At 64.9% G+C, this 23,676-nt stretch carries 26 protein-coding genes; 3 read left to right on the forward strand and 23 right to left on the reverse strand.

Annotated elements, in window-relative coordinates; translation table 11 throughout:
• The first annotated feature begins 87 nt into the window (after positions 1-87).
• Complete coding sequence (locus ROV93_RS18030; RefSeq protein WP_255299123.1) at positions 88-222, forward strand: hypothetical protein; 135 nt, start codon at positions 88-90, stop codon at positions 220-222.
• A gap of 4 nt (positions 223-226) precedes the next feature.
• Here ROV93_RS18030 and ROV93_RS18035 read toward each other — a convergent pair whose 3' ends face one another.
• Positions 227-691 carry a MarR family transcriptional regulator gene (locus tag ROV93_RS18035; protein ID WP_072167236.1) on the reverse strand — a complete coding sequence of 155 codons (465 nt, stop codon included), beginning with the start codon at positions 689-691 and terminating at the stop codon, positions 227-229.
• A gap of 50 nt (positions 692-741) precedes the next feature.
• Between ROV93_RS18035 and ROV93_RS18040 the strand changes: the two genes are divergently transcribed.
• Both ROV93_RS18040 and ROV93_RS18045 read left to right on the forward strand, forming a co-directional pair.
• The gene (locus ROV93_RS18040) at positions 742-1,653 is read left to right on the forward strand and encodes a S41 family peptidase (RefSeq protein WP_072167235.1); all 912 of its coding nucleotides are present in this window, start codon (positions 742-744) and stop codon (positions 1,651-1,653) included.
• A gap of 98 nt (positions 1,654-1,751) precedes the next feature.
• Positions 1,752-2,645 (forward strand): NAD(P)-dependent oxidoreductase, encoded by an 894-nt coding sequence (locus ROV93_RS18045; protein ID WP_072167234.1) that lies wholly within the window; start codon positions 1,752-1,754, stop codon positions 2,643-2,645.
• A 299-nt stretch (positions 2,646-2,944) separates the two neighbouring features.
• On the opposite strand, the gene ROV93_RS18050 is transcribed toward ROV93_RS18045, so the two are convergent.
• From ROV93_RS18050 to ROV93_RS18155, 22 genes are all read right to left on the reverse strand, one after another.
• On the reverse strand, positions 2,945-3,706 hold the full coding sequence (locus ROV93_RS18050; RefSeq protein WP_312540620.1) for a DNA adenine methylase: 762 nt from the start codon (positions 3,704-3,706) through the stop codon (positions 2,945-2,947).
• 493 nt (positions 3,707-4,199) lie between these two features.
• Positions 4,200-4,970, reverse strand: coding sequence for a hypothetical protein (locus ROV93_RS18055; protein WP_312540622.1), 771 nt, complete (start codon positions 4,968-4,970; stop codon positions 4,200-4,202).
• 5 nt (positions 4,971-4,975) lie between these two features.
• Positions 4,976-7,234, reverse strand: a complete 2,259-nt coding sequence (locus ROV93_RS18060; protein ID WP_312540624.1) for a hypothetical protein — start codon at positions 7,232-7,234, stop codon at positions 4,976-4,978.
• On the reverse strand, positions 7,227-7,454 hold the full coding sequence (locus tag ROV93_RS18065) for a hypothetical protein (protein ID WP_312540625.1): 228 nt from the start codon (positions 7,452-7,454) through the stop codon (positions 7,227-7,229). The genes ROV93_RS18060 and ROV93_RS18065 overlap by 8 nt, the downstream gene beginning before the upstream one ends.
• Positions 7,454-7,684, reverse strand: coding sequence for a hypothetical protein (locus ROV93_RS18070; RefSeq protein WP_312540628.1), 231 nt, complete (start codon positions 7,682-7,684; stop codon positions 7,454-7,456). The genes ROV93_RS18065 and ROV93_RS18070 overlap by 1 nt, the downstream gene beginning before the upstream one ends.
• Positions 7,685-7,695: 11 nt before the next feature.
• The gene (locus ROV93_RS18075; protein ID WP_312540630.1) at positions 7,696-8,478 is read right to left on the reverse strand and encodes a phage BR0599 family protein; all 783 of its coding nucleotides are present in this window, start codon (positions 8,476-8,478) and stop codon (positions 7,696-7,698) included.
• Entirely contained in the window at positions 8,475-10,175 is a 1,701-nt protein-coding gene (locus tag ROV93_RS18080) for a hypothetical protein (protein ID WP_312540632.1), read from the reverse strand. Before ROV93_RS18080 ends, ROV93_RS18075 begins: the two co-directional genes overlap by 4 nt.
• Entirely contained in the window at positions 10,175-11,149 is a 975-nt protein-coding gene (locus ROV93_RS18085; RefSeq protein WP_312540634.1) for a hypothetical protein, read from the reverse strand. The genes ROV93_RS18080 and ROV93_RS18085 overlap by 1 nt, the downstream gene beginning before the upstream one ends.
• A 3-nt stretch (positions 11,150-11,152) precedes the next feature.
• Positions 11,153-12,127, reverse strand: a complete 975-nt coding sequence (locus tag ROV93_RS18090) for a hypothetical protein (RefSeq protein WP_312392436.1) — start codon at positions 12,125-12,127, stop codon at positions 11,153-11,155.
• Between the two features lie 2 nt (positions 12,128-12,129).
• Entirely contained in the window at positions 12,130-15,651 is a 3,522-nt protein-coding gene (locus tag ROV93_RS18095) for a phage tail length tape measure family protein (protein ID WP_180859018.1), read from the reverse strand.
• Between the two features lie 2 nt (positions 15,652-15,653).
• Positions 15,654-15,794, reverse strand: a complete 141-nt coding sequence (locus tag ROV93_RS18100) for a hypothetical protein (protein WP_157806635.1) — start codon at positions 15,792-15,794, stop codon at positions 15,654-15,656.
• 41 nt (positions 15,795-15,835) lie between these two features.
• Positions 15,836-16,345, reverse strand: a complete 510-nt coding sequence (locus ROV93_RS18105; protein ID WP_180859019.1) for a DUF6631 family protein — start codon at positions 16,343-16,345, stop codon at positions 15,836-15,838.
• Positions 16,345-17,100, reverse strand: coding sequence for a hypothetical protein (locus tag ROV93_RS18110; protein ID WP_180859020.1), 756 nt, complete (start codon positions 17,098-17,100; stop codon positions 16,345-16,347). Before ROV93_RS18110 ends, ROV93_RS18105 begins: the two co-directional genes overlap by 1 nt.
• A gap of 3 nt (positions 17,101-17,103) precedes the next feature.
• Positions 17,104-17,325 (reverse strand): hypothetical protein, encoded by a 222-nt coding sequence (locus ROV93_RS18115; RefSeq protein ID WP_049403053.1) that lies wholly within the window; start codon positions 17,323-17,325, stop codon positions 17,104-17,106.
• On the reverse strand, positions 17,322-17,798 hold the full coding sequence (locus tag ROV93_RS18120) for a hypothetical protein (protein ID WP_064968315.1): 477 nt from the start codon (positions 17,796-17,798) through the stop codon (positions 17,322-17,324). Before ROV93_RS18120 ends, ROV93_RS18115 begins: the two co-directional genes overlap by 4 nt.
• Positions 17,795-18,328: a DUF1320 domain-containing protein gene (locus ROV93_RS18125; RefSeq protein ID WP_180838804.1), complete on the reverse strand. Its 534-nt coding sequence runs from the start codon at positions 18,326-18,328 to the stop codon at positions 17,795-17,797. Before ROV93_RS18125 ends, ROV93_RS18120 begins: the two co-directional genes overlap by 4 nt.
• A 9-nt stretch (positions 18,329-18,337) precedes the next feature.
• Positions 18,338-18,832, reverse strand: coding sequence for a hypothetical protein (locus tag ROV93_RS18130; protein WP_180859022.1), 495 nt, complete (start codon positions 18,830-18,832; stop codon positions 18,338-18,340).
• A 161-nt stretch (positions 18,833-18,993) separates the two neighbouring features.
• Positions 18,994-19,938, reverse strand: coding sequence for a hypothetical protein (locus ROV93_RS18135; RefSeq protein ID WP_024957619.1), 945 nt, complete (start codon positions 19,936-19,938; stop codon positions 18,994-18,996).
• A gap of 25 nt (positions 19,939-19,963) precedes the next feature.
• Positions 19,964-20,305, reverse strand: coding sequence for a capsid cement protein (locus tag ROV93_RS18140; protein WP_024957618.1), 342 nt, complete (start codon positions 20,303-20,305; stop codon positions 19,964-19,966).
• A gap of 22 nt (positions 20,306-20,327) precedes the next feature.
• Positions 20,328-21,533, reverse strand: a complete 1,206-nt coding sequence (locus ROV93_RS18145) for a hypothetical protein (RefSeq protein ID WP_057503422.1) — start codon at positions 21,531-21,533, stop codon at positions 20,328-20,330.
• Positions 21,534-21,829: 296 nt separating this feature from the next.
• A complete protein-coding gene (locus ROV93_RS18150) occupies positions 21,830-22,399 on the reverse strand; it encodes a phage virion morphogenesis protein (RefSeq protein WP_180859023.1) in 570 nt (189 codons plus the stop codon).
• A complete protein-coding gene (locus tag ROV93_RS18155) occupies positions 22,399-23,676 on the reverse strand; it encodes a phage minor head protein (RefSeq protein WP_312540648.1) in 1,278 nt (425 codons plus the stop codon). Before ROV93_RS18155 ends, ROV93_RS18150 begins: the two co-directional genes overlap by 1 nt.

Consider the following 23,676-nt stretch of genomic DNA (forward strand, 5'->3'; position numbering starts at 1 on the left):
GTACTGCTTTTCACGGCGCAGGTACGCCGCTGCGCGCATCGCCCTGAGTGGCTAGGACGAACTGCACCCTTCACCCAGGCCGGCGTGATGGGCTCGACCGAAGAGGAGTACGTGCTCGGCAATACAGCCCCTTTGGCCGCGCAGTGCCGCACGATGGAGCTGCGCCTGGGCAACGGCGGCTGGACCTTCCCCAGCGAAATCGAAATGGCCGCAGAGCAGTAAGGCTTCAGCGCCGGCGGGCGTCCTGCAGGCGCTGCGCGAAGGGCCGCTGTGCGAGCGCTGCAAGGGCGTCGCGCAGTACCTGCTCCAGCGGCTGGCCCAGATCGGCATCGAGGCTGCGCGCCGCTACGGCAGTGGCCTGCCATTGCGCCTGCAGCGCAGGCATCGCGCGCTGTGCGCGGGGGCTCAACTGCAGGATGCGTTCACGACCATCGTCGCCGCTGGACGCGTGCAGCCAGCCATCGCGCACCATCGCCGCCACGGTCTGGCTGAGCGCCGAATGGCTGAGCCCGCAGGCCGATGCCAGGTCCTTGATCCGGCAGGGGCCCTGCGCCATCAGCGTGCGCAGCACCGGTGTGTAGCGGGGCCGGTAGTCCAGTTGCAGGTCCCGGTAGGCCTGCTCGACCGCCGGGTCCAGCTGGTCGAGCAGGGCGCGCAGCAACGTGCCGAGCGTGGCGTGTTGGAGATCCATGACCAGGATGATATATAAGCGCTTATATATCTTCAACGCGGAGGTGGTTGATGGCCGTGTCCTGGATGCTCGCTGCGTTGCTGGCAGGGGCCTGCCCGGCGCAGGACGGAGTGCTGCGCGCGGCGGCCACCGCCGTGCAGGCGCAGTACCTTGACGAGGCGGAGGGCGCCCGTATCGCCGATGCCCTGCGCACCTGGTCGGTGCAGCAGCGCTATGCGGACAGCTGTTCGGATCCGGTTGCGTTCAGCGCACGCCTGAACCAGGACCTGGACATGTTCGATGGCCACTTCCATGTTGAACGCGTGGACGCAGCGGCCGGCCAGGACGATTGGTTGATGGCCTGGCGCGCCGATGCCCGCGGCAATGGTGCCGGCGTGCGCGAGGTGCGGGTGATGGAGGGCAACATTGGCTACCTGCGCCTGAGTACCTTCTATCCGCTGGATCTGGCGCGCCCGAAGTTCGCTGCGGCCCTTGCCCTGCTGGCCGACACCGATGGCCTGGTGCTGGATCTGCGCCAGAACGGGGGCGGCGACGATGCAAGTGCCGACCTGCTGGTACGCACGCTGCTGGACGCGAAGATCGACGCGGTGCAGCAGCTGGACCAGCGCGGCCGGCGCACGCCGGTCCCGCTGCCGCCTGCCAGCCTGCCTGCGTACCTGAAACCGCTGGTGGTGCTGATCGACCGCCGCACCGGTTCGGCGGCCGAGTTCGTCGCCTATTCGCTGCAGGCACTGGGCCGTGCGCGGATTGTCGGTACGCGCAGTGGCGGTGCCGCGCATATGTTTGGTGATCCTGTGCTGCTGCCCGATGGCTATCAGGTCAGTATTCCCGACCGGCAACCCATCAATCTGCGCACCGGTGGAAACTGGGAACGTACTGGCGTGAGGCCTGATGTGGCCGGCGGCGACGATCCGCTGTTCATCGCGCGGCAACTGCTGGCGCCTGCGAAGTCGTCAAGATGAACGCACGATTGCATGGCTGTCCTATCGCGGATGCGCGATTGCATGCCTAGAATCGAAGCATCCCGGTAGTTCCCGGGCGCTTCGAGTGAATGGACTCAATGAAGATTCTGTTGACCGGCAGTTCCGGCCGCATCGGGCGCGCGATCTTCGGTGCGTTGGCGGCTGCCCACGAAGTGGTGGGGCTGGACCGCAGTCCGTTTGCCACCACGCGCATCATTGCCGATGTCAGCGATCGGCAGGCCGTCGCGCGCGCGGTGCAGGGCGTGGATGCGGTCATCCATACCGCGGCCCTGCATGCCCCGCATGTCGGCCTGGTGCCGGATGCGGTGTTCCAGCAGATCAACGTGGAGGCCACCGCACACCTGCTGCAGGCGGCACGCGAAGCCGGTGCACGGCGCTTCGTGCTGACCAGCACCACTGCGTTGTATGGCCATGCCGTGGTGGCCGGTGGCTGCCGTTGGATCGACGAAGACACCGAGCCGCTGCCGCGCACGATCTACCACCGTACCAAGCTGCAGGCAGAGACCCTGGCCGAAGCCGCCGCCACGCCGGGCTTCAGCGTTCGCGTGCTGCGCATGGGCCGGTGTTTCCCGGAACCGCCCGAACGGATGGCGATGTTCCGCCTGCATCGCGGCATCGACGCCCGCGATGTGGCCAGCGCACATGCTGCACTGCTGCTCGACGAAGGCGCCCGGTTCGCGCGCTACCTCGCCTGTGCCCCGACGCCGTTCCGGCGCGAGGACTGCCTGGAGCTGGCCACCCACCCGCGTAGCGTGCTGGCCCGTCGCGCGCCACAGCTGCTGGCCGAATTCGAACGCCGTGGCTGGCCGCTGCCATTGAGCATCGACCGTGTCTACGACAGTGCCCGCCTGCGCGGCGCGCTGGGCTGGAAACCGTGCTTCGGGCCCGACGACGTGCTTCAGCAGTATGCCGTCGGCAGCATCGAGGTACTGCCGCGGGCACAGTGGATCAAGGACCGCGTGGCCGAGTGAGGGCATCGCAGAGGGGGAGCGTTGAGCCGACCCTGAGCGGATTCAGGAATGTGCAGGCCGACCGCCTCAACCTCGTTGGCGGGCGGCCGCTAACCCAGTGCGCTTCCAGCGCCGGGCGCGCCCCGGCGGCCGGTGGCCTGCGCGACGGATCGCGCGCCTGCGCGGTGCCCTCGTGGTGCCGGTCTGTAACGGCGCGCGATAAATCGCCCGCCACACGTGAGATAAACGGTGGGGCGCCCATGTTGCGCCCACGGGAATGAAATTGCACGGGGCGGAAACCGCCCCGTGGCCCGGCCGGGCTACCAGGTCGTGTAGATCAACTCCCGCCGCTGCACCGCCTGCCGGCCGATCGTGTACCTGATCGGAACCACTCTGTCCCTGAACTGACCGAAGACCTTCCGCATGGCCGGGTGGTCGTTGATCGTCAGGATGGCCGCACCCCGCAGCCCGGCCATCTGACCGGCCAGCTCTTGGTACTGCTCCATCCCAAAGGGGGTGCCGTAACCCTCGGTCTCCCAGTACGGCGGGTCGAGGAAGAACAGGGTGTCGGCGGCGTCGTACTTGGCCATGCACTGCTGCCAGGCCAGATGCTCCACGGTGACCTTGTGGAGCCGAAGGTGTGCTGCGCTCAGGTCTTCCTCAATGCGCAGCAGGTTCAGGCCCTTGCCTCCCCTGCCGAAGCCGGGGGTCTGACCAGTGGCCTTGCCGCCCCAAGCCAGGCGCTGGAGATAGTAGAAGCGCGCAGCGCGCTGGATATCCGTGAGGGTATCGGGGTGCTGGAGCTGGCACCACCGGAACATTTCCCGGCTTGTCAGCGCCCATTTGAACTGACGCACGAACTCCTCCAGGTGGTTGGCCACCACCCTGTAGAGACGCACCAGTTCGCCGTGACAGTCATTCAGCACCTCGGCCTTGGCTGGCTCCCTCGCGAACAGAAGAGCAGCGCCACCGGCGAAGGCCTCGACGTAGGTGCGGTGTGGGATATCGGCCACCAGGGGCAGCAGGTGGGGCAGCAGGCGGGTCTTCCCGCCCGGCCAGGGGAACAGCGTGGTCGTCTTCATTCTCAGCCTCTGCGATAGGTCTAGGCGAGGCTCGTCTCCCCCGCGCGGGGAGCAGGGCCTCGGCCAATAGCACGCGGGCTGTACGCGTGTGTTGCGGTGCCAGGTTGGCAGTTCCAGCTGCCAGCCTGGCGCCCTGTTCTAGTTGGTGCTGACGCCTGGCAAGGACACGCTGGCAGCTCCATTCGGCAGCGCCGGCGGCACCGGCCAGTCACAGTCAGGGAAACCGGGCTTCTCCGGCAGATCGCGAAGCTCCTGGCGATAGACACCCCATGCCAGCCTGGCGTCAGATCCCAGCGGACTATCAGGCGTCTGGGTCCAATCGCATCCGCGAAGGAGCGTGGTGCGCTGCCCCCGTGCCTGTGCTAACCGAATAGCCTCCATTAGTGATGCCGGGATCTCGTCAACCTCACGCTCCCCAGCTACCAGCGGGTCGCCCTTCTTGATCGATCGGTACCCGCGTTGCGTGACTGCAAAAGCTTCCACAATGATGCCCTCAGCGTTCATAGGTGTATGCCATTACACGAACGTAGGCCCCCGTTCCGGACGACGGCGTCTGGCTCAGCCGGTAGCTGATGCTCTGATTCGCGTCGACCGGGTGCCCATCCATCCGACTCACTGAGACCTGGGTGGAGGATTCTGTGTACCCAAGGAAGTTGCCGTTAGAAAGGACTGGGTCGGGCATCTCCGAGTTACCGGTGAACAGCGCAGCGCCAGCCGCGTCCAAGCTGATGATGAGCGCGGCAGCGGCGGCCGTCGTCGGTACCGCCGCGCCGAGGCTGACGCTCGTAGTGGTGGTTGACACTCCAGCGTTGAGCGACAGCGGTCGGATCCCGAGATAGACGACGGCGCCAGCTGCTGGGACATGTTTGAACTTGGCGATGACGCCGCCCGCATCGGTCCGGAAGCTGCCGACATACCGCCGCGAAGGCGCTCCAGCCTTGCTACGAGCAGTCCCGCTGTAAGGAGCAGCCGGAGCATCCGTGACAGCTTCGATCGCCGGTGTCGAGCCGTTGAGGTACAGATAGAGGTGGTACCAGGTGTTCGCCGCAAGCGTCAGACCGCTGAGGGTCAGCGCGGCAGGCACCTCAATGGCCTGCTGCAACGACGGAATCCAGGCGCTGCCGCTGGAAACGCGAATGGAAGCCGGCCCCACGTACTCCATGCGCAGGCCGAGGATGTGGCCAGCCATCGTCCACAGGCCGGCCCCGGCGGCGACCGAGGCGGCACTGGCTGCGGCGAGCTGGGAGAGTTTGACGTCAGGCATTGGGGTTACTCCAAGATGATCGGGTCGCCGGCTTCGGTGACGATGCGGTCGCCCGCTTCGGTCACCAGCTGGGCGCGGTAGAGGAAGGTGTGCTGCAGCCGCTGCCAGCTGGTGAAGCCGTCGCGGACAGCCTCGATCTCAACCCGCAGGGTCTTGCCGCCGCTGCCGACCGGCGGCAGGTAACTGTCGGTTGCGGCCGTGATGCCCGTCTGCGTGCGAACCAGGGCGTCCTGCAGGTACCAGCGGGCGGTGTACGTGGTGCCTGGCTCTGGGCCGATGCTGGACTGCTCGGAGTCGATCAGCTGGTCGGCCTGCAGGATGCGATCGCGATGTGACCAGGTGGCCACCACGGTCCCGCCAGTGCCCCAGGCTTCGGCAGGATAAGTGTCGCCATTGATGCGCAGCCGTCCCGGTGGGTACGGCCGGATCTGGCGACGGCGCATCGTCAGCGCGATCGCCGTGGCCAGATCTGGGTTCAGCTCGCCCTGGCTGGTTCGGGTGAGCAGTTTGGCTTGCGGAGATTCGTTGGTCATGTACTCCCGACCGTCGAAACCCACGTACTCATCTGTGAACCACACCCGCGCACCAACGGCATGCGGCACCGGCACTGTATCCACACAGCCACGGGCCACGGTAAGTGTTGCCGCCACCGGGTCGATCGACACTACTCGGACCAGCTCATCATCGATCAGTGCCTCGCTGCCGACCTCGACCGTGTCCAGGCTGACGCCGGCAGACAGCCCAATGGCCGTGGTGGTGGCCGTCATTGCCGTAATCAGTAGGCCGGTCGGGGCAAAGTCGGCCGTGCCCGCCTCGGCGAATGCAGCGCCACCCAGCCGCGTCTGTAGCGTGTATCCGAAGGCCACGGAGGACGGCCGCACGCCGATTGAGGTCAGGTAGCCGGCGTCCGCCGGCACGGCCGCCAGATCCGACGGCCCCAGGGTCGACGCGAGGTCGCGGTAGCTGGCCTCCTGCAGACGCTGCAGGGTGACGGGCTTGGGCTTGGTGTCGGGTTCTACCCAAGCACTGTCCGAGGGCTGGATGTAGCTTGCTGCGGCCATGCCGCTGACGTCCTGGACAACGGTCAGTACCACGGCCGTTTCAGTTTGCGTTCCTTCGTCGATGTCCAGGATGCGAACCGGCATCCGGGCGACGCCGCGACGTGGCCACGACAGAGCGCGAACCTGCCCGCGTTTGAACGGGCCGGCGTCCTGCCGCACCCGAACCTTGACCCTACAGGGCAAGCTGCTTACCGCAGCCACCTCGCGCGCCGCCACTCGCCCCGCGAGCGCGGCGTTCCACAGGCCCGGATAGTTCTTTCGGGTGCTGACCACCCGGCCTTGGGCCTGGACGCTGGCCAGGTTCTGATACGTGACGGCGGCATCCTTGTTGGTGGCGATATCTCGGTAGACGACCGTGACCTCATTGACGCTGCCTTCCAGCATCGGCTGCTGCCACTCCATCAGCTCGATGATGTTTGCCGGGCCGATCTCCGCAAGGGCGGCCGGGTCATAGTCCGGCCGTACCAGCACCAACTCGGTCAGGCCGGTCACCGGATCCTCGATGCGCATGCCACCGATGTGATCGCACACCATGTCCATGAATTCGCCTGCAGGAACGGACCGGGACCACTTCAAGCACAGTCCGAATCCTTCGTCCTTCAGCGTCTGCGCGGCCTGGCGGAAGCTCTCGTCGTTGATGACGTCGACCGGATGACCCATACCCTCGGTGCGCACCTGGTAGATGATGTGCGCCGGGTTCATGCCTTCGTCGACCTGGACCAGGTCGCCCCGCCAGAGACCGTTCTTCCAGCCCTGCCGCCAACGCGAGATCTTCTTCGTCCAGTTCTTGATGTACGGGTTCATTGCCGCGACTTGGCCGTTGAACACCGTGGTAAACAGGCCGCGAGCGGCTGGCCACGGGCCCGGCACCAGCGACTGCAAATAGGCGCTCGGCATCTGTGTGGGCTCGCCCATGCGAACCTCAAGCGTTCCGTCGATGCCGCCCTCACCCTTGTCGCCACCGAACACGTCAGGCGCCATGATGCGGATTGAGCGCGATTCGGTGATCACCCCCGTGGCTGGAATCGTAATGGGCACCTTCACGCCCATCCAGGTGATGTAGGCGGTCTGAGCACTGCCGTCCCAGATCCTGCGATCGCCGGCGCGGATCTCCCGCAACGAATCCACCGGGCCAAGGCACTCGCCCATGTACAGGGCCATGTAGTAGCGGTAGCCGACGGTTTGCTTCTTGCCACTACCCACGGCTGGCCTCCTCGCGGGCAATAGCGGCCAGGCGTTGCGCAAACGCGTCGTCCAAGGCTTCGAACTTCTCCACTGGCAGTCCTTCGTCCAGGAACTGGCGAAGGTCCAGCCCATGCCGGTCCATCCAAGTGCGGATGCCGGCAGCGCACAGTACTCCACTGCGCTCACCCAGCTTGGCGGCACGCGCGTGTTCAACGGTGACCAGAACAGGACGATCCATCACTTCTTGCCGCCCTTGACCTTGATCGGCGTGGTGCGCAGGTCGCCGTAATAGAGAACGTTCGGATCATCGATCCACACCGTGCCGAAGACCATGCTGCATTCGCGGCCATCCTCGGCGGTCGGGACGTTGAAGTCCTCAAGAGCGGCCGGTTTCGGAACCGTCGGCTTCGGGCGCATCACATAGCTGATGACCAGCGCCACGATCATGATGACGATTTGAACCCACATGGGCAGCTCCTTTAGAAGATGGGATCAGGACCGAAGGGGTTCTTCGGTGGAATGGTGTGCTGTCCGCCGTATCTCAGCGCGTTGTTGAACTTCTCGTGGCAGATCGACAGCGAGTGCCCGCAGCCCGGATAGGCCGAAACCAGCTCCCCAGCAGCGAGCGGCGCTGCGGTCAGCAGCGTCAGCGTTGGGCCGGCATGGCCAACGACGAAGCGATGCTCGGTAGAGGTGCCTTTCACCCACCTGACGAAGCCACCCACGAACCAGCCATCAGGCTTGGCTGCGAAGGCACTGGACGACACGGTCTGAGAAGTGGCGGCCGACAGAACACCGTCAACGCGGAACAACTCCGAATTCAGACCGCAGTCCGAGTCGAACAAGGCGAAGGGGCACTGCCCCTGCCAGCACCGGCGCAGACCGTTGGTTGCAGCAGCGCCGGCGTTGCTTTGGCAGGTCAGGACCAGGTCGTTCTGGCGTTCCGTGACGTCGCTCAGCACGCCGTTCCATGTTCCCCGGATCGCGTTGTCGCTCTTCCGGACCCGGCGCCAGCGTACGATGATTCGCTCGGTGGGTGGATACGGGCGCAGAACCGACGCCAATGTCAGCGACAACGGCACCGTCAGCTCCAGATTTGAACGGGCTTCCTGGGCCGACTGGCCGATGCGGCCGCGCTTGATCGCCACCGGGTCGAACGCCTGGGCGTCGTAGGTCTCAGGTCGATCGCTTGACGTGTAGCGCCAGCGCTGCGATCCGCGGCCGAACTCGTACAGTTCGACGTGGCGTGAGAACAGGCTCATGGTTCGCTTTCCTCGGCACCGATGCCGGCGAAGGACACCCGGCATCGCGCCACCCCTTCGCCATCGGTCTCATGGGACAGCTCCACGGTGTCGGAACTGAGGCGGCCCAGCACCATCCAGCTGATCAGGCGAACGGCACTCGGCTGCAGGGCGATGCCGTGGGACACGTCCAACTGCAGCAACTCCCGCTGTGGATCCAGTTCCGTGGCCTCAACCAACTGCCGGTAAAGCACTTGGCCGCTGAATAGCTCGATGCGTAGATGCCGCCGGCCGGGCTGCGCACGCCCGAAGCGGGCCACACCCGCCCAGGCGACCACAATGCCGCTGGAGGTGGTCAGGGCTGGCTCGACCAGCTCCAGGTCGTCGGCCCAGGATGGTACCCACAGAGCGGCCGCTCTGCCTTGCAACCAGTACAGCAAGCTGCGCAGGTTGGCCTGCTCCGTGCGTCCCCAGGTCTGCCAGGCGTGCGACTGCAGGGGCCACGCCTTGCCGGTGATGTCATCGACCGCCACCGGACCGATGTCACCGTCGACCACCACCAGCTGTCGACCGAACTCGGCCGTCTGCGCCTGGTCGAGGTCGGGACGCTGCTCCAGCACAGGTCGACCGCGATAGATCGCCGCCGGCGCCACTGCTGGCCAGTCGCAGGTCTCCACCGCAGCCAGGCGCACGGTCGACCGCATGATCCGGTCGGTTACGCGTTCCAGGCTGGGGGTCTCGGCGATACGAGCCGTTCGGCAAGGCAGTACACGGGTACCAGACGCCCAGGCATTGGCCGTGGGGCGAGCCAGCTGCAGGCCGTCCGCGTTGATGCCCGATACCTCGACCAGCTCGTAGGTGGTGACGTCCTTCCAGAGCATGGCAAGGCCGCCGGGGCGGTAGTCGCGCTGGGTGGCGGCCTGCACCGGAATGGTTTGCACGCCCAGCGCAAGGTTCGACCCGAGCCACGATACGTCGTTCCAGACCGGCAGCGCCCAGGTCCGTGCCGACCAGTCGAACAGGGCATGTTCAAGCACCTGGCGCTCGCGCCGATCGGCCAGCACGCTGAACTCCCACGAGCGTCTTGGCGAACCACGCAACGGGAACCTGGCTTCGCCACCGCCGACCGACTGCTGGACGTCGGTCGCCCAGGCCAGCGTTTCGGTGACAGGACGTTCCCAATCCGGTGGCAGCATCCATGCCGACATGCGATTGCCGGTAATCGTGACGGTGCGGCGGCCCAAGGCTACGAAGTCGTAAGACAGCGTCGCCGCGATCACCGGTGGGCCTTCTGTCGTGACCGATAGCTGCCAACGGCGCAGCTGCAGCGCTGAAAACGCCAGCGGTGGGGCGCCAGGTCCCACCAGCTCGACGCCTTCGCCGCTCTCAAGGGTCACCGAAGTTAGCGTCTGCTGCTGGAGGTAAGAGTTCCAGACTTGAACAAAGCGCACCTGGTTGGTGACCAAGTTGCCGAGGTCGATGCGCAGGGGCAGGATGTGGAGACGGTAGTACCAGTCATCGAAAGATGCACGAAGGTTCGGGCCAGCCGATCGCTGCTCTGGCTCCACCACCGTGGCCTCATGGCCAGGCCCCACGTAGAAGCCAACGCCGGCCAACGCAGAGCGGAACTGCAACGGGATCCTGGTGCGCGGGATACCCAGGTTGGCGCTGCGCCAGTTTGGCCCCATGCTGCTCTGAGTCGAGAGAAAGACCGTCATCAGGACTTTCTCACGGCCCAACCGTAGTTGCCGCTCGCCGGCGGTGAGTCGATTCTGTCGTTCATCGCCAGCTTTCGCAGCCAAGGGAACACCACCCAAGTCTCGTCCGCGATCGTCACTTCCTGCTCTGGCTCAAGCCTATCCATGTAGCAGGCGCGCAGGCCGATGACCTGACCGATCGGAGAAAGATAAGGTGTGGTGCCAGGGCGCCGGACGGTCAGATGGATGGGTTGAAAGACGCTGCGGCCAGAGAACGTGTTGTCATCTGCACCGGCCAGAACATAGCCGAGCCACATGCTGTCGTAGCTGTCGGATGTTGTTGCCTGGTAAATCGACCCCACACCGCTGCCAGCTTGACCTTCCACACCCAAGGATCCACCGAAGTAGTTGCACAGCTGGTGGTAGCAATTGATCCGATTGTCCTCAATAGAGTCCGCGCGAACGTGGCCGCAGCCGGTGCCGTTGAAGTTGTTACCAAACAGCACGACATTGTTTCCATTCGGAATGAGAACGCCACTCCAACCGCCAGTGCGCGCCCAGTAGGTCCCATCGACATAGGTTCCACCCGCGTACGCACCAGCCTTCTCCAGCACGCCAAAGGCATGATGGCGATACTCACCGGCAACGGCTTGGGCCACCGCGACGTGGATTGCAGTGCCGTTAGAGAAGAGCTTCAGGCGCGGGAAGGGGCCAGTCAGCTCATAGGAAGAAATGTCGCGTGGAGACACCAACGGTTGCAACGCGGGAGTCGCGTTCCCATCGTAGCCAATGGAGATTCGTGACCGCAGGCTCAGCTGGTCGGTATTGAAAAGGTGCACGTAGTCCGAGATCCCAGGAATGCGGACCGTGGCTGTGCGGTTGGCACCGGCAAGCGTGTTTCGCTCGACCACCCAGCCATTGGCCTGCGCGAACTGCACAATCAGGTCGATCAGCGTTTGGACGTTCGGAATGTTGTTGAACTCGGCGTATGCCATTTTTCACTCCAGAGCGAAGGCGGCGTATTCGCCGTCGCCGGTTCGATACACGTTCGGCACCAGCAAGTAGTCCACGCCATTCGCAGTCACGATCTGCTCTGCCGTGGCGCCAAAGGATGGTGTGTAGAAGACGCCATCGAAGCTGCCGAAGAACTGCCCGCGCTCGGGCATGTCGCCGACCTGCCCGCCTCGGTCGTAGTTGCCAGGCACCCAGCCAATGCCGACGAGCTGGCCGCGTTGCAGCCAGCGCTGACCGTCAAGGCAGTTCCGGAAGTTCTGCTGACGGACACCGCGTGACCACGGCAAGGTCATGCGCGCGGTGGTCAGAGTGCTGCCGCTGTTGAAGTTGCGAATCGGCATCCACGCCTGGACGGGACTAAACAGATACGCCTGACTAAACGACAGGTTGCCGCTGCTGTCCGCGTTCGCGTTCCAGAAGTTCGAATGCTGGTAGGTGTCCAGTGACGCCTGAGCGTTCCTCCCCAGGAAGGACGCACCGATGAACAGCGGATAGCTCCAATCCCCCGGAAGGTGCTCAGGCAAGATGAAACCGCCATACATGGCGTCGTAGCGACCATTGATGCGGGTGATCACCTTGAAGCAACGACCGTTGGCGATGAACCAGTACTTGATGGGCGAGTTCACGCCCAAGATCGAGATGTAGTTCGAATTGGTGCCAGGCGGGTCGATGCTAGGCAGTGCGGGGTTGTACGCAACGTGGCCGCGAAGGGTCATGTTGTAGTAGTTGCTGGCCGGCACCACCCACGCCAGCAGCGACAGATAGATCTCATCTTCACCAGCGAGCCCGCGCCCCTTCAGTGACACGAAATCGTTGGCCGCGATCGGGCCGCTGGCCACGCCGCCCACCACCTGCCACTGCTGGTTCGCTGCCACCAGGGCCGCGTTGGTGGTCAGGAAGTCCCGCAGGCGGGCCATGAGGTCGGTGATGTTGGCTGCGGTGTCGGTTGCCCAGGCCATGTTCAGAGTCCCAATACTTGGCGGATCGCCGCAGAGTTGCGGTTGATCTTGTTGATGACGGTGGTGTCGCTACCGGGATCGTCCAGGTACTGGTCGAGAAGATCCGGCGACACCTGATTGATCACACGTAGGCCCAACTGCGCCGCGGTGCTCGGTGGCGCCGAGGCTGGGCTGGTGAACACAGGGGAGCGCTGCAGCATGGGCATCGATGCCACATGTCCTCCGTCGGCATAACCGCGCCATCGTTCAAGCGCTGCCATACCCACCCGATTGAAGTCATAGAGGAACGCCAGGGCACCGGGCTGGCGCACCACTTCCTGGCGATGGACGAATTCACCTGCGTGGACCGTGCCGGCCTCCTGATACTTGCTGCCGGGACCGGTGTAACCGCCGACCGCGTAGCTTGCAGCCGCTTTCACGGCCGAGGCCGCGGCCATTGCCTGTGCGGCAGCCTGCATCTGGATGGCCGCTGCCGTCACTGCGGATGCTCCGGTGATCAGGCCGGAACCAGAGGTATTAAGAGCGGCCGCGCTCGTGGTAACTGCCGCGGCGCCAGCGGTGACACCCGCGGCCGCAGTCGACAAGGCTGCGGCTGATGCCTGCGTCGCAGCTGCGGCGGCCGCTTCAGTTCCGACATCGACGCCCTTGTCGAACACCATTGAGGTGATTCGATTGGCCAAGGCCTGTGACCATTGATCGGCCACAAACTCAGCCAAGCCGCTGGAGACGGACAGGAAGAACCCGCGAACCGCGTCGGTCAACGAGGCGCTCCCATTGGCCAGCGACATGAAAGCTTCCTTGAAGCCGGTCTGAAGCGTGGTCCTAACGGTTTGCTGAAGTAGGTTCGTGGTCTGAACCATTTCTTTCAGCTTCAGGTCGATCTGATCGACCGCGGCAATCGCCTCCGGCGTTCCGAGTGCAGTTGCTGCTGCCCGCATTTGTGGAACGAGATCCCGCAAAGCCACGCTCTGACGCTGATACAGATCAACCACACGCTGCTGTGCATCAGCTTGGGTAATCAGCCCCGCCTCCAGTTCTACCTGGATTCTCTGCTGCCCGAGCGCAATGCCCGCCATCACCTGGTTGTAGGTGTCCTGAAGATTCTTCAGTTCGGTGCTTGCCTTGCTCAGATTGAGGAGCTTGGCCACATCCGCGGCGTCGGCGGCCCGCCCGGCGGCCTCCAGTTCTTCCTTCAGCTTGGTCAGTTCACGTGTGGTCTTGGCCAGCTCTGCATCAGGCCCCCTTCCTTGCAAAGCAACAATGCGGTCACGGATATCCAGCATCTTGCGGTCGGCCTCGACCCGCAGGTTGGCCAGATCCAGCTTCTTGGCTTCGTCCAGCAACTCCTGCTTGGTCTTCGCCGAAGCATTCTGGAAGTTGCCTTCCGCAATAGCGGCCTGGATGCGGGCAGTCTCGGTCGCCTTCTTACGGCTCTCGTCCAAGGTGCCGACCAGGTCGATCTGCTGCTTGAGTCGCTCCAGCTCCCGCTGAGCTGCAGCCTCATCCTTCTGGCCCTCCGTTTTCGGCGTTTTCCGAGTGCGCTCTTTGAACTTCTCCTGCAGCTGCGCAATCCGCTTGTCGTAGGCGCCGCCGCTGACGCTGCCATCGTCGCCAAAGGTCACGCCTTTGAGGAGATCACTTCCTGGATTGGCCTTGCGCAACTCGCGGAACTGCTTGGCGACCTCTTCGGTCGCCTTCTTCAGCTTCTCCGCCTTGCTGGCGCCCTCTTCCAGACCCGACGCGATCGCCTTGGCCGCCTCGACACCAGCATCCTGGATCCGTTGAGCCTGGCCGGCACTCTCGGCGGCATTGACGTCACGATCGTAGGCTGCCCGAGCCTTGCGAAGCCGGTCGATCTGCTTGATCTGCAGGTCGTAGTAGTACCCTATCGCCGGGGCATTGCCGTTCTTCAGCGCCTGCTGTAATTGCTCGGTCGTACCACGCATCGCCGCAGTTTCTGCGCGGAGCATCGCTTCGGAGTCGGTGCGACCGATGTCCTTCAGACCTTGCCACACGCGCTTGAGCGTACGAGCAACAGCATCCCATGCCCGCTCCAGAGAGCCGGCCCGCGACTCCATTTCTTTGACACGCTGGTCGCTGACATTTGCGATGGCCTCCAGCGCTACCTTGGCGGCGTCGGTCGCCTTGCCCTGGTCCTCGAGCGCCCGAACCTGTTCGTACACCGCCGCAGTGAGGAAGTGATACTGCTCGTTGAGCTTGGCCAGTGTGGCCGAAGGGGCCTTGGACACCTCAACCACCTTGGCGGTGGTGCCCTCGATCGAATCGCCTGTCAGTTTGGCCAGGTTGACTGCGACGCTGATCGCTGTAGACAGGGTGTTGGCGGTTAGCTTCCCGCTGGCCGCCAACTGTTGGGCGGCCGCTGTGGCATCGGAGTACTCACCGGTGACCGCACCGACGGCATTCGCCTGGGCATAGAGCTGACCGCTGGACACGCCAAGTGAATGGCCGGTCGAGATCACAGCAGCGTCGAAGGCTCGCAGCTGCTTGTATCCCTGCAGCGCGGCGAAGCCAACAACACCCAGCCCGGCAGCCACACCGCCTAGGACGACCACCGCGGGATTGAGCGCACTGGTGAGCGCGCGCGCGGCGGGCACGACACCGCCGAAGGAATCCTTCAGCTGGCCGCCCTGCTGGATGGCCACCATCCAGATCGGCATGCCGCTGACGATGCTGGTGGTGATATCGGTGATCTGCGCCGGCAGCTGGCGCATGGCCATCTGGTACTGGCCGGCCGAGATCGCCCCGGCGCCCAGGCTGCGGCTGGTCGCTTCGGCAACCTTGACGGCGTTGCGCTGGACGTTGATGCCCGCCAGGGCGCGGTTGTACTGTTCGCGGCTGATGCGGCCGGCATCCACCGCCGCCTTGAGCTCCTGCTCGTCCCGCTCCAGCTTCTGCAGCTTTACTGATGCACTGTCATAGCGGCCCAGGGCGCCCTCAACAGCGCGCTGACGCTGTTGCTCCGACCGAGCCAGGCCCGCTTCCTGCTTATCCAGCGCCTTGAGCGCGCTGTTGTAATCCTCGGTGGTGATCAGGCCGCGCGCCATCACCCGATCAAGCATCGCCTCGGTGTCGGCCAGATCGGACATACTCGCCGCGCCGCGCTCCAGACGTGCATCGAGCTCGGAGATCAGACGGATCTCATCGGCCACTGTTTTCTGCACTGCCGCGCCGGACGTTCGGACACGATCTGCGGCGGTGGCCACATCCGCCGACATGGCCTTGGCTGATTCTCCTGCCGTTGCCATGCCCGCTGCGCCGGCGGCCGCCTTCTGGCCAGCATCCTCCATTTGGCTGCCCGAGGCGGCACTGCTGCGGGCAGCCCTATCCAAGGCATCAGCAGCCTTCTTCGCCTCTTTCGTGACGTCGCCCAGGCTGGCGCCGGCATCCTGGCCGGCGCCCTTGACCGAAGTCAGGCCTTTCTGGACCACTGGGAGCGCCTGGCGCACCTGCTCGATGTCCAGGGCGATACGCATCGCCAGTTCGAGGTTGCGCGAGGAAGCCATTGTTATTTCAGATCCTTCAGCAAGGTGGTCATCGGATTACCGCCGGCATAAGCAGCGTTGGCGTCGGTAATGCGCTCCCGTCGCGCCCGCCGCTGCTGAGCCTGGACGTGCTCCCAAGCGAGGGATATCTGGCGCTTGGTCATGCGACCGATATCGCCGAAGCAGCGGCCGTAGCCCGCGTTGATCAGGTCGGTGAAGACGCGCCCGTAACCGACCGGGGTTCCCTTTGACTGACGGCGTTTCGAAGCAGGCGGCGGAGAAAAAAACTGCTATTGGCCTGCCACCACAAAAGCAGCATCTGCTCGCCGTCGGTTTCGTTGAGTGTCTCCAGCCACGCTTCCTGCTCCTGAACCTCCGCTGCGTGATCCTTGGCATCAGCCGGCGGCGCCGCGATCGAGCACGCCAGGAGATGCCGGATCAGATCCGGGTGGGACATCAGTGCATCCATGACTTGCAGCATGGAAGGCGGATCGGCGCCCTCGAACAGCGGCTGCAGGTCCGCAACCAGCGGTGCGGCGGTCTGCAGGATGCGGGCGGCCTCAAAGAAGCCGTACTCGCGCACCGTGATGGTCTTTCCGCCGAGTTGACCGTGCTGCTGGCCGGCCAGGACGTCCAGTTCGCTGGCTACGGCCTCCGGACCCGTTGATCCGGATCCGGAGGGCTGCTGACCGACGTTGCCGATCACCTTGGCCATCAGGCTGCATCCACCAGCAATGCACGGGCGTACAGGCCAAAGCGCGGATCGGCCTGGCGCACCGGGTCGATCTTCGCTTCGCCGGTGAGCGCAATCTCACCGAAGGTGTCGTTGATCAGCGACAGCGTCTCAGAGGCCGGGAAGGTGACGCGGTGCACCTCGCCGCGGAAGCGCATGGTGGTGCCATCAACACTGTTGACGCCGTCGAAGAGCACGTAGTACTCGGACTTGGTGCTTTCGAAGACCTTCACCAGGCTGTGCGCAGCGTGCTCGTAGGTCTTGGCCACCACTGCCGTCTTGTCGGTGAGGAAGGTGACGATGCCGGTGGTCAGGTTGACGGTGTAGTCGGTGTCCAGCACCAACGGCGCGGCTGGGGTGCCACCCTCCAGAACCAGTGCACTGATCGCCGCATACTCCAGCGCGACCACATCGCCCGGCTTGACCGTACCAATGGCCTCGTTGGCTGCTGAGCCGGCAGCCAGCTCCATGCGGGTGCCGTCCGTGGCCAGCGCCAGGTGATCGGTGTTGAGCTGGCCCAGGGTCAGATTGACGCCGAGGTTGCGCTCGGTGGTCATGGTAGCGCCGACACCGCGCACACCGGACCAGCTTTCCTTCTTGGTTTCACGAGTGCTGGACATGGTCAACTCGAGGACGCTGGCGTCATACGCCCAACGCGCCGGTGCGCGGCTGCCGTCGGCATTGCGCAGGCCCAGGTACACACGACCCTGCAGGGAGAAATACTCGGTATCGGACATGGCTTACTTCGCCTCCTGGGCGATGGCAGGAGTCGCCTGGCCGTTGGCCTTGCGCGACGGATTGGGGGAAGAATCGGCGTCGGGAGCGTCGATGAAGCCGCGCTCAACCGCCCAGGGCACCAGGTCGGCAGGAAGCTCCACCGTTTCGCCTTCCGCAATGGGCTTGCTCGCAAGCGTCAGGCCCGCCTTCTTGATCGTGTGCTTCTGAGTGGTCTGGGTAGTCATCGCGGAATCTCGGGTTGAAGAACGGCTTGGGTCTTCCATACGTCGACCCACAGGGCGGTGGCAGCGTCGTAGTCCTCGAGGTTGCCCTCGATGAGCTGGCAGGCACGGCCACCAGGAATGGGCGGTGTCCAGCCCAGCAGCGGCTGACGAACCTTGCCCAGCAGCAGGCGCAGCTCATCGATCACCTGCGCCCCACGCTGCTCGCGGTAGTTGCGGCAGACGGTCACCACCGCGAAGTTCACTTCGACCAACTGCGCCAGGCGCGACTGCTGGCCGGGGATCGAAACGCCGGTTTTGGTCTCCAGCGGCATCTCCCGGGCCAGCAGCACGTAGCAGCACGGCGCGGGGAAGTCGCGCAGCGCTGTAACGGCGGCGTAGTCGGCGCTGCCCTGCACCTGGCGCAGCTCCTTCTCGCTGACGCCCTGTCGGATGCGATCGCGCACCAGGCCAGTGTCGAAGGGCTGGGTGCTCACAGGCCGTAGTCCTGCAGGGTTCGATGGCTGAACTCTCGCGGTGGTGCACAGACCTCCGGTGCACCGCCGCTGGGCGCAGGCAGCGGGTCATCGGCGCCGAGGCTGAACTTGCCATCGCGCACCAGCTCCAGAAAGCGCAGCGCTTCCTTGTAGTCGCGCACCACCGGATCGGTGCGTTCCTCGGTGTTGACCCGGTCCTTGTGCAGCAGGTAGCGCGCAATCCATCGGGCCCAGGTGGACACGATCCCCGGTACCGGCGCTGGCAGCGGTACCGGATAGGGCTTGGGCTTGCGCATGACCAGGTAGCCGTTGATCACGCCATCGGCATCGTCCAGGGCGCTCTGCACGTGCGCGGCCGCCTCATCGGCGATCGCCACGTCGGCCGGGTCGAATGCGCTGCGATCGCTGCCGAGCAGCGTGGCATCCATCAGCGCATCGTCCACAACCGGATAGCGCTCCGGCGTGGCCACCTGCGCCAGCTCCTGGGCGAGCTTGGCCGCCGACAGCAGTGCGAGCGTGCAGTAGGACATGACGGCCGGTTACTCCAGCTCTTCCGGGGCGACCGGGTCGTCACCGAGGACACCGGCATCCTGGTAGGCCTGCGCCTCTTCCCACGTCATCTCGATCCACGCCGGCGGCTTGACGACGACGTCGTTGTGCTTGAACGGGCTGAGTACTTCAAAGCACATAGGCAGCCAGAGACCATCAGAAACCAGTGCATTGGGCGAATCGCCTCCACCGGCGGCAACCCCAATGGTGATGTCGGCTTCCGGCGACGGAGCACCCGCGTCGATGGCGGCGTCCTGGTCCGCTGCCGGATGGTCAGCCTGCAGCGGGTCGACGGCAGCACCATCGCCTGCGGAGGCCGCCAACGTGGCGGTCTCCAGCTCACTGTGGCCTTGCTCCGGCACCAAGCCGTCCGTCGCCGGCGGTGCGTCGGCAGTCTTGTCTTCCGTGACGACTGGCACGTCGGCCGGCTGGTCGTCCTGGACGGTCTTGGGTGCGCTGGGCGGCGCAGTGCGGGGCTTGGCCACGACGAGTTCTCCGAATAGGTGTGGTGCCGTGCTCTCCGGCTGTCACGCATGGTTCTGCTGTGCTCCGCACGGCCAGGCCCGCGTTTGCCTGGTGCTGCCGCTCGCTGGGTTGTACGGGTAAGGCGGCAACTGCGCCGACTATCCTTCGCCGGCGCCGGTCATCAGTTGCCTGCGCCGCTGATCAGATAGCCGGCGGCCATGCCTGCCAGGACCGGGGTGGCATCGTTGCTGACCCCGTAGATCCAGCTCTTGGCACTGTTGTCCCAGTAGGGAACTTCGACCAGGGGCATGCCTTCGATGCGATAGCCATAGCCGTAGCTGGGCTCCTCGACGTTGGCGTTCACGTCAGCGCCAGGGCTGACGTAGGCCAGAACAGCCGAAGTACCCCAGACATCACCGAATGCGCCATTGTCATCGGCCACCACACCGCCGCCGACGACGATGTTGTCGATCTCGAAAACCTGCTTGAGCAGATCCAAGGTGACCTTGCGAATGCCGGTGCTGGCCGAGCGATCAATCAGCTTTGGATGCTGCTTGAGCTGCTTGAACGCCTTGGCAGACAACAGCATGGTGTTGGGATACAGACCGATGCTGTCACGCACAGCTTCCTTGCCGGTTTCGACGTCCTGCGCAGGATTCGAAGCAGCGTTGGACCACACGTTGTTGCCAGCCAGCGCGACTTTGTGGTCGTTGTCGTAGTTGGCTGCATTGGTGGCGATCTTGGCGCTGTCCACCTCGTACTCCAGCAGCAGCGAGCGCAGCACGATGTTCACGGCCCGGGTGCTCAGGTTGATCCCCGGCACCTGGCTTGCATCTCGCATATGTTCACGCGGCACCGGCGCTTCCAGTGCGCTCGGGACGATGGCGTACGGCTTGCCCTCATAGCCGAAGCGGATGCGCTTGGTATTGGCACCGGGGGCACGCTTGGCGTTGTAGATCTTGAAGGACTCCTTGCCGAACTCGATCACCTGGCCGCCATAGGCGGCGACGTCGGCGAAGGGGAAGAGCGCGGTGGCCACGAGCTGCGCCTGGCGGTAGCCACGGGCGTGTTCGGAAAGGATCGGGTCAACGACGCGAACCTGGCCGGGGGTCATTTGTCCAGACATTTAAATCTCCTACGGCACTAGCCGGTCAGTTCGGGATGAGGATCACTTCGAGGACATCGCCATCGGCGGTGGCCGTGGCGCCAGGCGCCGCACGGGCAACGACCTTGCCGGCGTCGGCGGTGATGGCCTTGCCATCGGCACCCACCTGGAGGGCGGCGCCGGCAGCGATTGCGCCACCTGCGGTCACTTGCGTGGTGCCCAAGACGTCGACCGGCGCCAACTGCCCGACGGCGGCATCCGAGCGCGCAACCCCGCAGGCGTTGCCGCCGGCAGCGGCGACTTCACCGGTCGGCGAGACGAAGCGGTTGTGGGTGAGGGCTGCCGCGGCCAGCACGGACAGCGTGAGCAGAGCGATGTTCTGGGACATGGTGGGCTCCTGGATGGGAAGGTCAGCCGCCGACCGCGGCGACTGCAGCCGCCCAGGACGTGCCGGGGTGCTGCTGCTGGTAGGCCTTGGCCTGGTTGAACAGATCCGCGCGGCCAGCATCGACATGCGTGCCCGGGGGCGCGGCGAAGTTCGCCGCTGCGTTGGGTGCGTCGCCACCGGACTTCTCGCCGAAGTCCACTGCCTTGGGCAGGCTGGTCAGCAGCTCGCGCAGGACCGACTCAGCTGGCTTGGACACCGTCGTTTCGCCCTCGGCGAAGTTCAGCGGTTCCTTGCCATTGGGCTGGGCCAGCAGCAGCTCCACCACCGCCGGCTGCTGACGGGGCAGCAGCTTGCCTTCCTTCACCAGGCCTTCGGCGAACGCCACCGCGTCTTCGCGTCGGGCCGCCTGCTCACGGGCAGCGAGGGCCTTCTCGCGAGCGTCCAGGGTGGAAGCCTGCTGGTCGAGCTGCTGCTGGCGCTGGGCGTGCTCGGGGTTGTTCTGCTGGGACATGGGGTCGATCTCCGATTTGACCTGTTCACGAGTAGGAGGCGTTGCCGGAATGAGCGCAGGCGCGCCGATGGCGCTGCGCGGGAACTGGGTGAGCAATGGCGACGCAAAGAGGGCCGAGTTGCGCGCTCCGTCGTCATCGCGTGTGCTGCTCTCGATCCCACGGATCTGCCAGTCGGGAATGACCTGGTCGGCCGTCTCAAGGCCTTGGGTGTCGATCAGCCAGTCGCGGAAGCGGCGGAACAGATCCGTCAGCGTCCAGCCCAGCGGGGCCAGCGACATGGCAAAGCAGGCGGCATCGTCGCCCTCAGCGAACGAGGCCGACTTGAGCCCTTTCACTGCCGGCGGCTGCGCGCCCAGGAAGCCGATGTGGCGCAGGTAGTACTTGCCCGGCGTCGGGTTGCCCGGCGAATCGGGCATGAAGATCGAAGCGCTGATCTTCTTGAAGCGACCGTTGTTGGCCAGCTCCGCGAACGCAGGATCGACCTGATGCGGTTCGGCCATCAGGAGGCCGTCCTTGGCCTGAAGGGTTTTGCCCCAGCCATAGGCCGGATCGTCGGTCTTGGGATGGCCCACCACGATGGGTGCTTCATGCAGTGCCGGATCGTAGCTATCGGCGATCTGCTGCACATCCGCTTCGCTGAAGGTCAGCGTGCGGCCGTCTTCGGCAACGTGCGTGCCGGCTTTGAAGATCTGCAGGGTGGCGGCGGGCTGGTTCATGCCGCCAGTTTTCCCGCGTCAGAACACGCTGTCTTTGAAACTGGTTTCCAACTTTCCCGGGCAGCGACAGATTGGTTCATGTCGCCAGTTTTCCCGCAGTGCCGTCTCACGCATTGGGACCGCATCCTGCAAGAAACGTCTAACAGAGATGGACGATCCGCGTGCAGTGATCTTGTTGCGCGGATGCAGGCGCCGACGTGGCCTTCAGAGGCGTGTCAGACACCAAGCAGCCGCCGATGACGTCCGAGTGTGGCGACCCCAGCATGGAGGCGTACACAGCGCCTCCTGCGCGATGATCACTCGAAGGCGCCGCTCACGTGATCCTGGGCGATATCCAGCAACTCCTTCTCATCCTCGCGACTGACACCAAGCCACGGACGAGCAGCGATGGTGTTCGTGTACGAGGGCATTGTGACCGAGCGCTTGTAGCGCGCGTTCCTACGACTGGCTTTGACGAACCGGCTGCCGCCCTTACCCGTCTTCAGGTGGATATTGGCCGGACGCGCGGCGCGTTGGATGGTGCCGCCGAATTGGTGGATGGCGCCATAGGGTGCATTGGTACCGACCAGGACGGCATCGTTCCCGTCCGTTTGCCATGAAGCCATGTCACCGAGCATGTGGAAATCGAACTTCAGAATCGGCACGCCGGGGCGCTTCTTCTGTTTCCAGCGTTTGTAGCTGGGCTCAAGCGCGCGCCATCGACGTCCAGTCGGGTCCCGCTCCTTTGCGGCCCGCTCGCGCGTGGACCTCAGCAGGTACTCGCCCCAGTCCTTCAAGATCAGTTGGCGCGCCTCGCCCTCCAGCTGCCGCAGCGCATCGGCCAGACCAGGTGTTGCCGAATCAAGGGTGACTTCAAACTGCGCCATCAGATCTCTCCCTGCAGCAGCTGCAGCGTGCCATCGGCAACGCCGCGCTGGAGTTCGGCGGGCATCAGCATCTGCAGCTGGGACTGCACCGTGCTGACGCCCGTTTCCGAGATGGCCACATCGACCACCATGAAGGCAGGACGCCCCACCGCCAGCACATAGCGCAAGCGGCCTGCGGCAGCGTCCAGCAGGATGGCCACCGCATCGAGAAGGCGGATGGGCAGCTCGGCTGCGGCGATGGCCACCGCGCCAGGTCGAGTGATGGGGAGCTGGTCGGCCAACACAGCAAAGGCCGCCGTCGCTGGGCGAACGGCGGCACGCTGCAGCTGCGAAACCAGTCCGGGCGACAGTGCTCCGGCCAGGTAGCGGGCAGCGTGGGCAGCATCGGCATCAATGCTGGTCAGCCAGCTGGCATAGCCGGCCTGCAGCGCATCCCTGGCGCGCGGCCGCGCCAAGGCCTGAGCAGCGCTGGCAGCCGCTGGCGCCGCCGGCAACCGTGCTCCCGTCTCCAGGGCGTTCTGCAGAGCGGAGGTCAGTTGCCCAGTCAATGACGGCGGGGTGACCGGACCACCACGCCCACCGGGCCAGTGATCGGCCGTTGCGCCGGGTGCGTAGCCGAACCCAGGATCGACGCCTGCCGGCGTCAGCACAGTGCGCGGCCCACCAGGACTGCGCTGCCCGATGGTCACCGACTGCATCACGATCTCGGGGGCCGTGTCAGGACCATCCTTGCCCAACCGGCGCAGGTCGCGCTCGTTGAGCGCATCGACATAGCACTGGCAGCCCCAGCCGTTGGCTGGATAGTGATAGCGCCACCACGGATCGTCGTGGCGCAGCACCAGGCCATTCCACGACACGTGCAGCGGCCGAGGGTGCTCGACGGCGTCGTTGTGGTTGTAGCGCCAGAACGGCCGCACCTTGATCAGCTGCTGCAGCTGGGCCCAGCGTCCGGCGTTGTAGCTCTGACGCAGGTTGGTCTCGTAGATCACCCGTGAGCGCCAGTTCCGACCGCCGTTGTAGTCCCAACCATGCGTGGCCACGATCCGGTCGAAGTCCTCCCGGAACTGCTGAAGAGTCCGCCCCTCAGCAATGACCCGATCGATGGATTGCCGGAAGTCCGCCAGCAGAGCATCACGGTTCGCACCGGCCACCATGAAGCTGGAGTCGTGCTCCGACTCCCAAACGTCGAGGTAGCTCTCGGTGAGCACGTTCTTTTTGCGACGGAAGAACTCGATCTGCTCCCGGAACGGAAGTTGAGCGTAGGCGACCCCGGCCAT

This window comes from Stenotrophomonas maltophilia group sp. msm4 (assembly GCF_032025605.1).
Taxonomy (GTDB): domain Bacteria; phylum Pseudomonadota; class Gammaproteobacteria; order Xanthomonadales; family Xanthomonadaceae; genus Stenotrophomonas; species Stenotrophomonas sepilia.

What these genes read in the sequence shown, in the direction of transcription:
- ROV93_RS18105 (WP_180859019.1), bottom strand. Translation starts at nt 16,345, where the DNA reads ATGGCCAAGGTGATCGGCAACGTCGGTCAGCAGCCCTCCGGATCCGGA.
- ROV93_RS18135 (WP_024957619.1), bottom strand. Translation starts at nt 19,938, where the DNA reads ATGTCTGGACAAATGACCCCCGGCCAGGTTCGCGTCGTTGACCCGATC.
- ROV93_RS18115 (WP_049403053.1), bottom strand. Translation starts at nt 17,325, where the DNA reads ATGACTACCCAGACCACTCAGAAGCACACGATCAAGAAGGCGGGCCTG.
- ROV93_RS18100 (WP_157806635.1), bottom strand. Translation starts at nt 15,794, where the DNA reads ATGACCAAGCGCCAGATATCCCTCGCTTGGGAGCACGTCCAGGCTCAG.
- ROV93_RS18095 (WP_180859018.1), bottom strand. Translation starts at nt 15,651, where the DNA reads ATGGCTTCCTCGCGCAACCTCGAACTGGCGATGCGTATCGCCCTGGAC.
- ROV93_RS18045 (WP_072167234.1), top strand. Translation starts at nt 1,752, where the DNA reads ATGAAGATTCTGTTGACCGGCAGTTCCGGCCGCATCGGGCGCGCGATC.
- ROV93_RS18035 (WP_072167236.1), bottom strand. Translation starts at nt 691, where the DNA reads ATGGATCTCCAACACGCCACGCTCGGCACGTTGCTGCGCGCCCTGCTC.
- ROV93_RS18080 (WP_312540632.1), bottom strand. Translation starts at nt 10,175, where the DNA reads ATGACGGTCTTTCTCTCGACTCAGAGCAGCATGGGGCCAAACTGGCGC.
- ROV93_RS18110 (WP_180859020.1), bottom strand. Translation starts at nt 17,100, where the DNA reads ATGTCCGATACCGAGTATTTCTCCCTGCAGGGTCGTGTGTACCTGGGC.
- ROV93_RS18155 (WP_312540648.1), bottom strand. Translation starts at nt 23,676, where the DNA reads ATGGCCGGGGTCGCCTACGCTCAACTTCCGTTCCGGGAGCAGATCGAG.
- ROV93_RS18125 (WP_180838804.1), bottom strand. Translation starts at nt 18,328, where the DNA reads ATGTCCTACTGCACGCTCGCACTGCTGTCGGCGGCCAAGCTCGCCCAG.
- ROV93_RS18030 (WP_255299123.1), top strand. Translation starts at nt 88, where the DNA reads ATGGGCTCGACCGAAGAGGAGTACGTGCTCGGCAATACAGCCCCTTTG.
- ROV93_RS18085 (WP_312540634.1), bottom strand. Translation starts at nt 11,149, where the DNA reads ATGGCATACGCCGAGTTCAACAACATTCCGAACGTCCAAACGCTGATC.
- ROV93_RS18150 (WP_180859023.1), bottom strand. Translation starts at nt 22,399, where the DNA reads ATGGCGCAGTTTGAAGTCACCCTTGATTCGGCAACACCTGGTCTGGCC.
- ROV93_RS18090 (WP_312392436.1), bottom strand. Translation starts at nt 12,127, where the DNA reads ATGGCCTGGGCAACCGACACCGCAGCCAACATCACCGACCTCATGGCC.
- ROV93_RS18040 (WP_072167235.1), top strand. Translation starts at nt 742, where the DNA reads ATGGCCGTGTCCTGGATGCTCGCTGCGTTGCTGGCAGGGGCCTGCCCG.
- ROV93_RS18070 (WP_312540628.1), bottom strand. Translation starts at nt 7,684, where the DNA reads ATGTGGGTTCAAATCGTCATCATGATCGTGGCGCTGGTCATCAGCTAT.
- ROV93_RS18145 (WP_057503422.1), bottom strand. Translation starts at nt 21,533, where the DNA reads ATGAACCAGCCCGCCGCCACCCTGCAGATCTTCAAAGCCGGCACGCAC.
- ROV93_RS18065 (WP_312540625.1), bottom strand. Translation starts at nt 7,454, where the DNA reads ATGGATCGTCCTGTTCTGGTCACCGTTGAACACGCGCGTGCCGCCAAG.
- ROV93_RS18050 (WP_312540620.1), bottom strand. Translation starts at nt 3,706, where the DNA reads ATGAAGACGACCACGCTGTTCCCCTGGCCGGGCGGGAAGACCCGCCTG.
- ROV93_RS18075 (WP_312540630.1), bottom strand. Translation starts at nt 8,478, where the DNA reads ATGAGCCTGTTCTCACGCCACGTCGAACTGTACGAGTTCGGCCGCGGA.
- ROV93_RS18055 (WP_312540622.1), bottom strand. Translation starts at nt 4,970, where the DNA reads ATGCCTGACGTCAAACTCTCCCAGCTCGCCGCAGCCAGTGCCGCCTCG.
- ROV93_RS18140 (WP_024957618.1), bottom strand. Translation starts at nt 20,305, where the DNA reads ATGTCCCAGAACATCGCTCTGCTCACGCTGTCCGTGCTGGCCGCGGCA.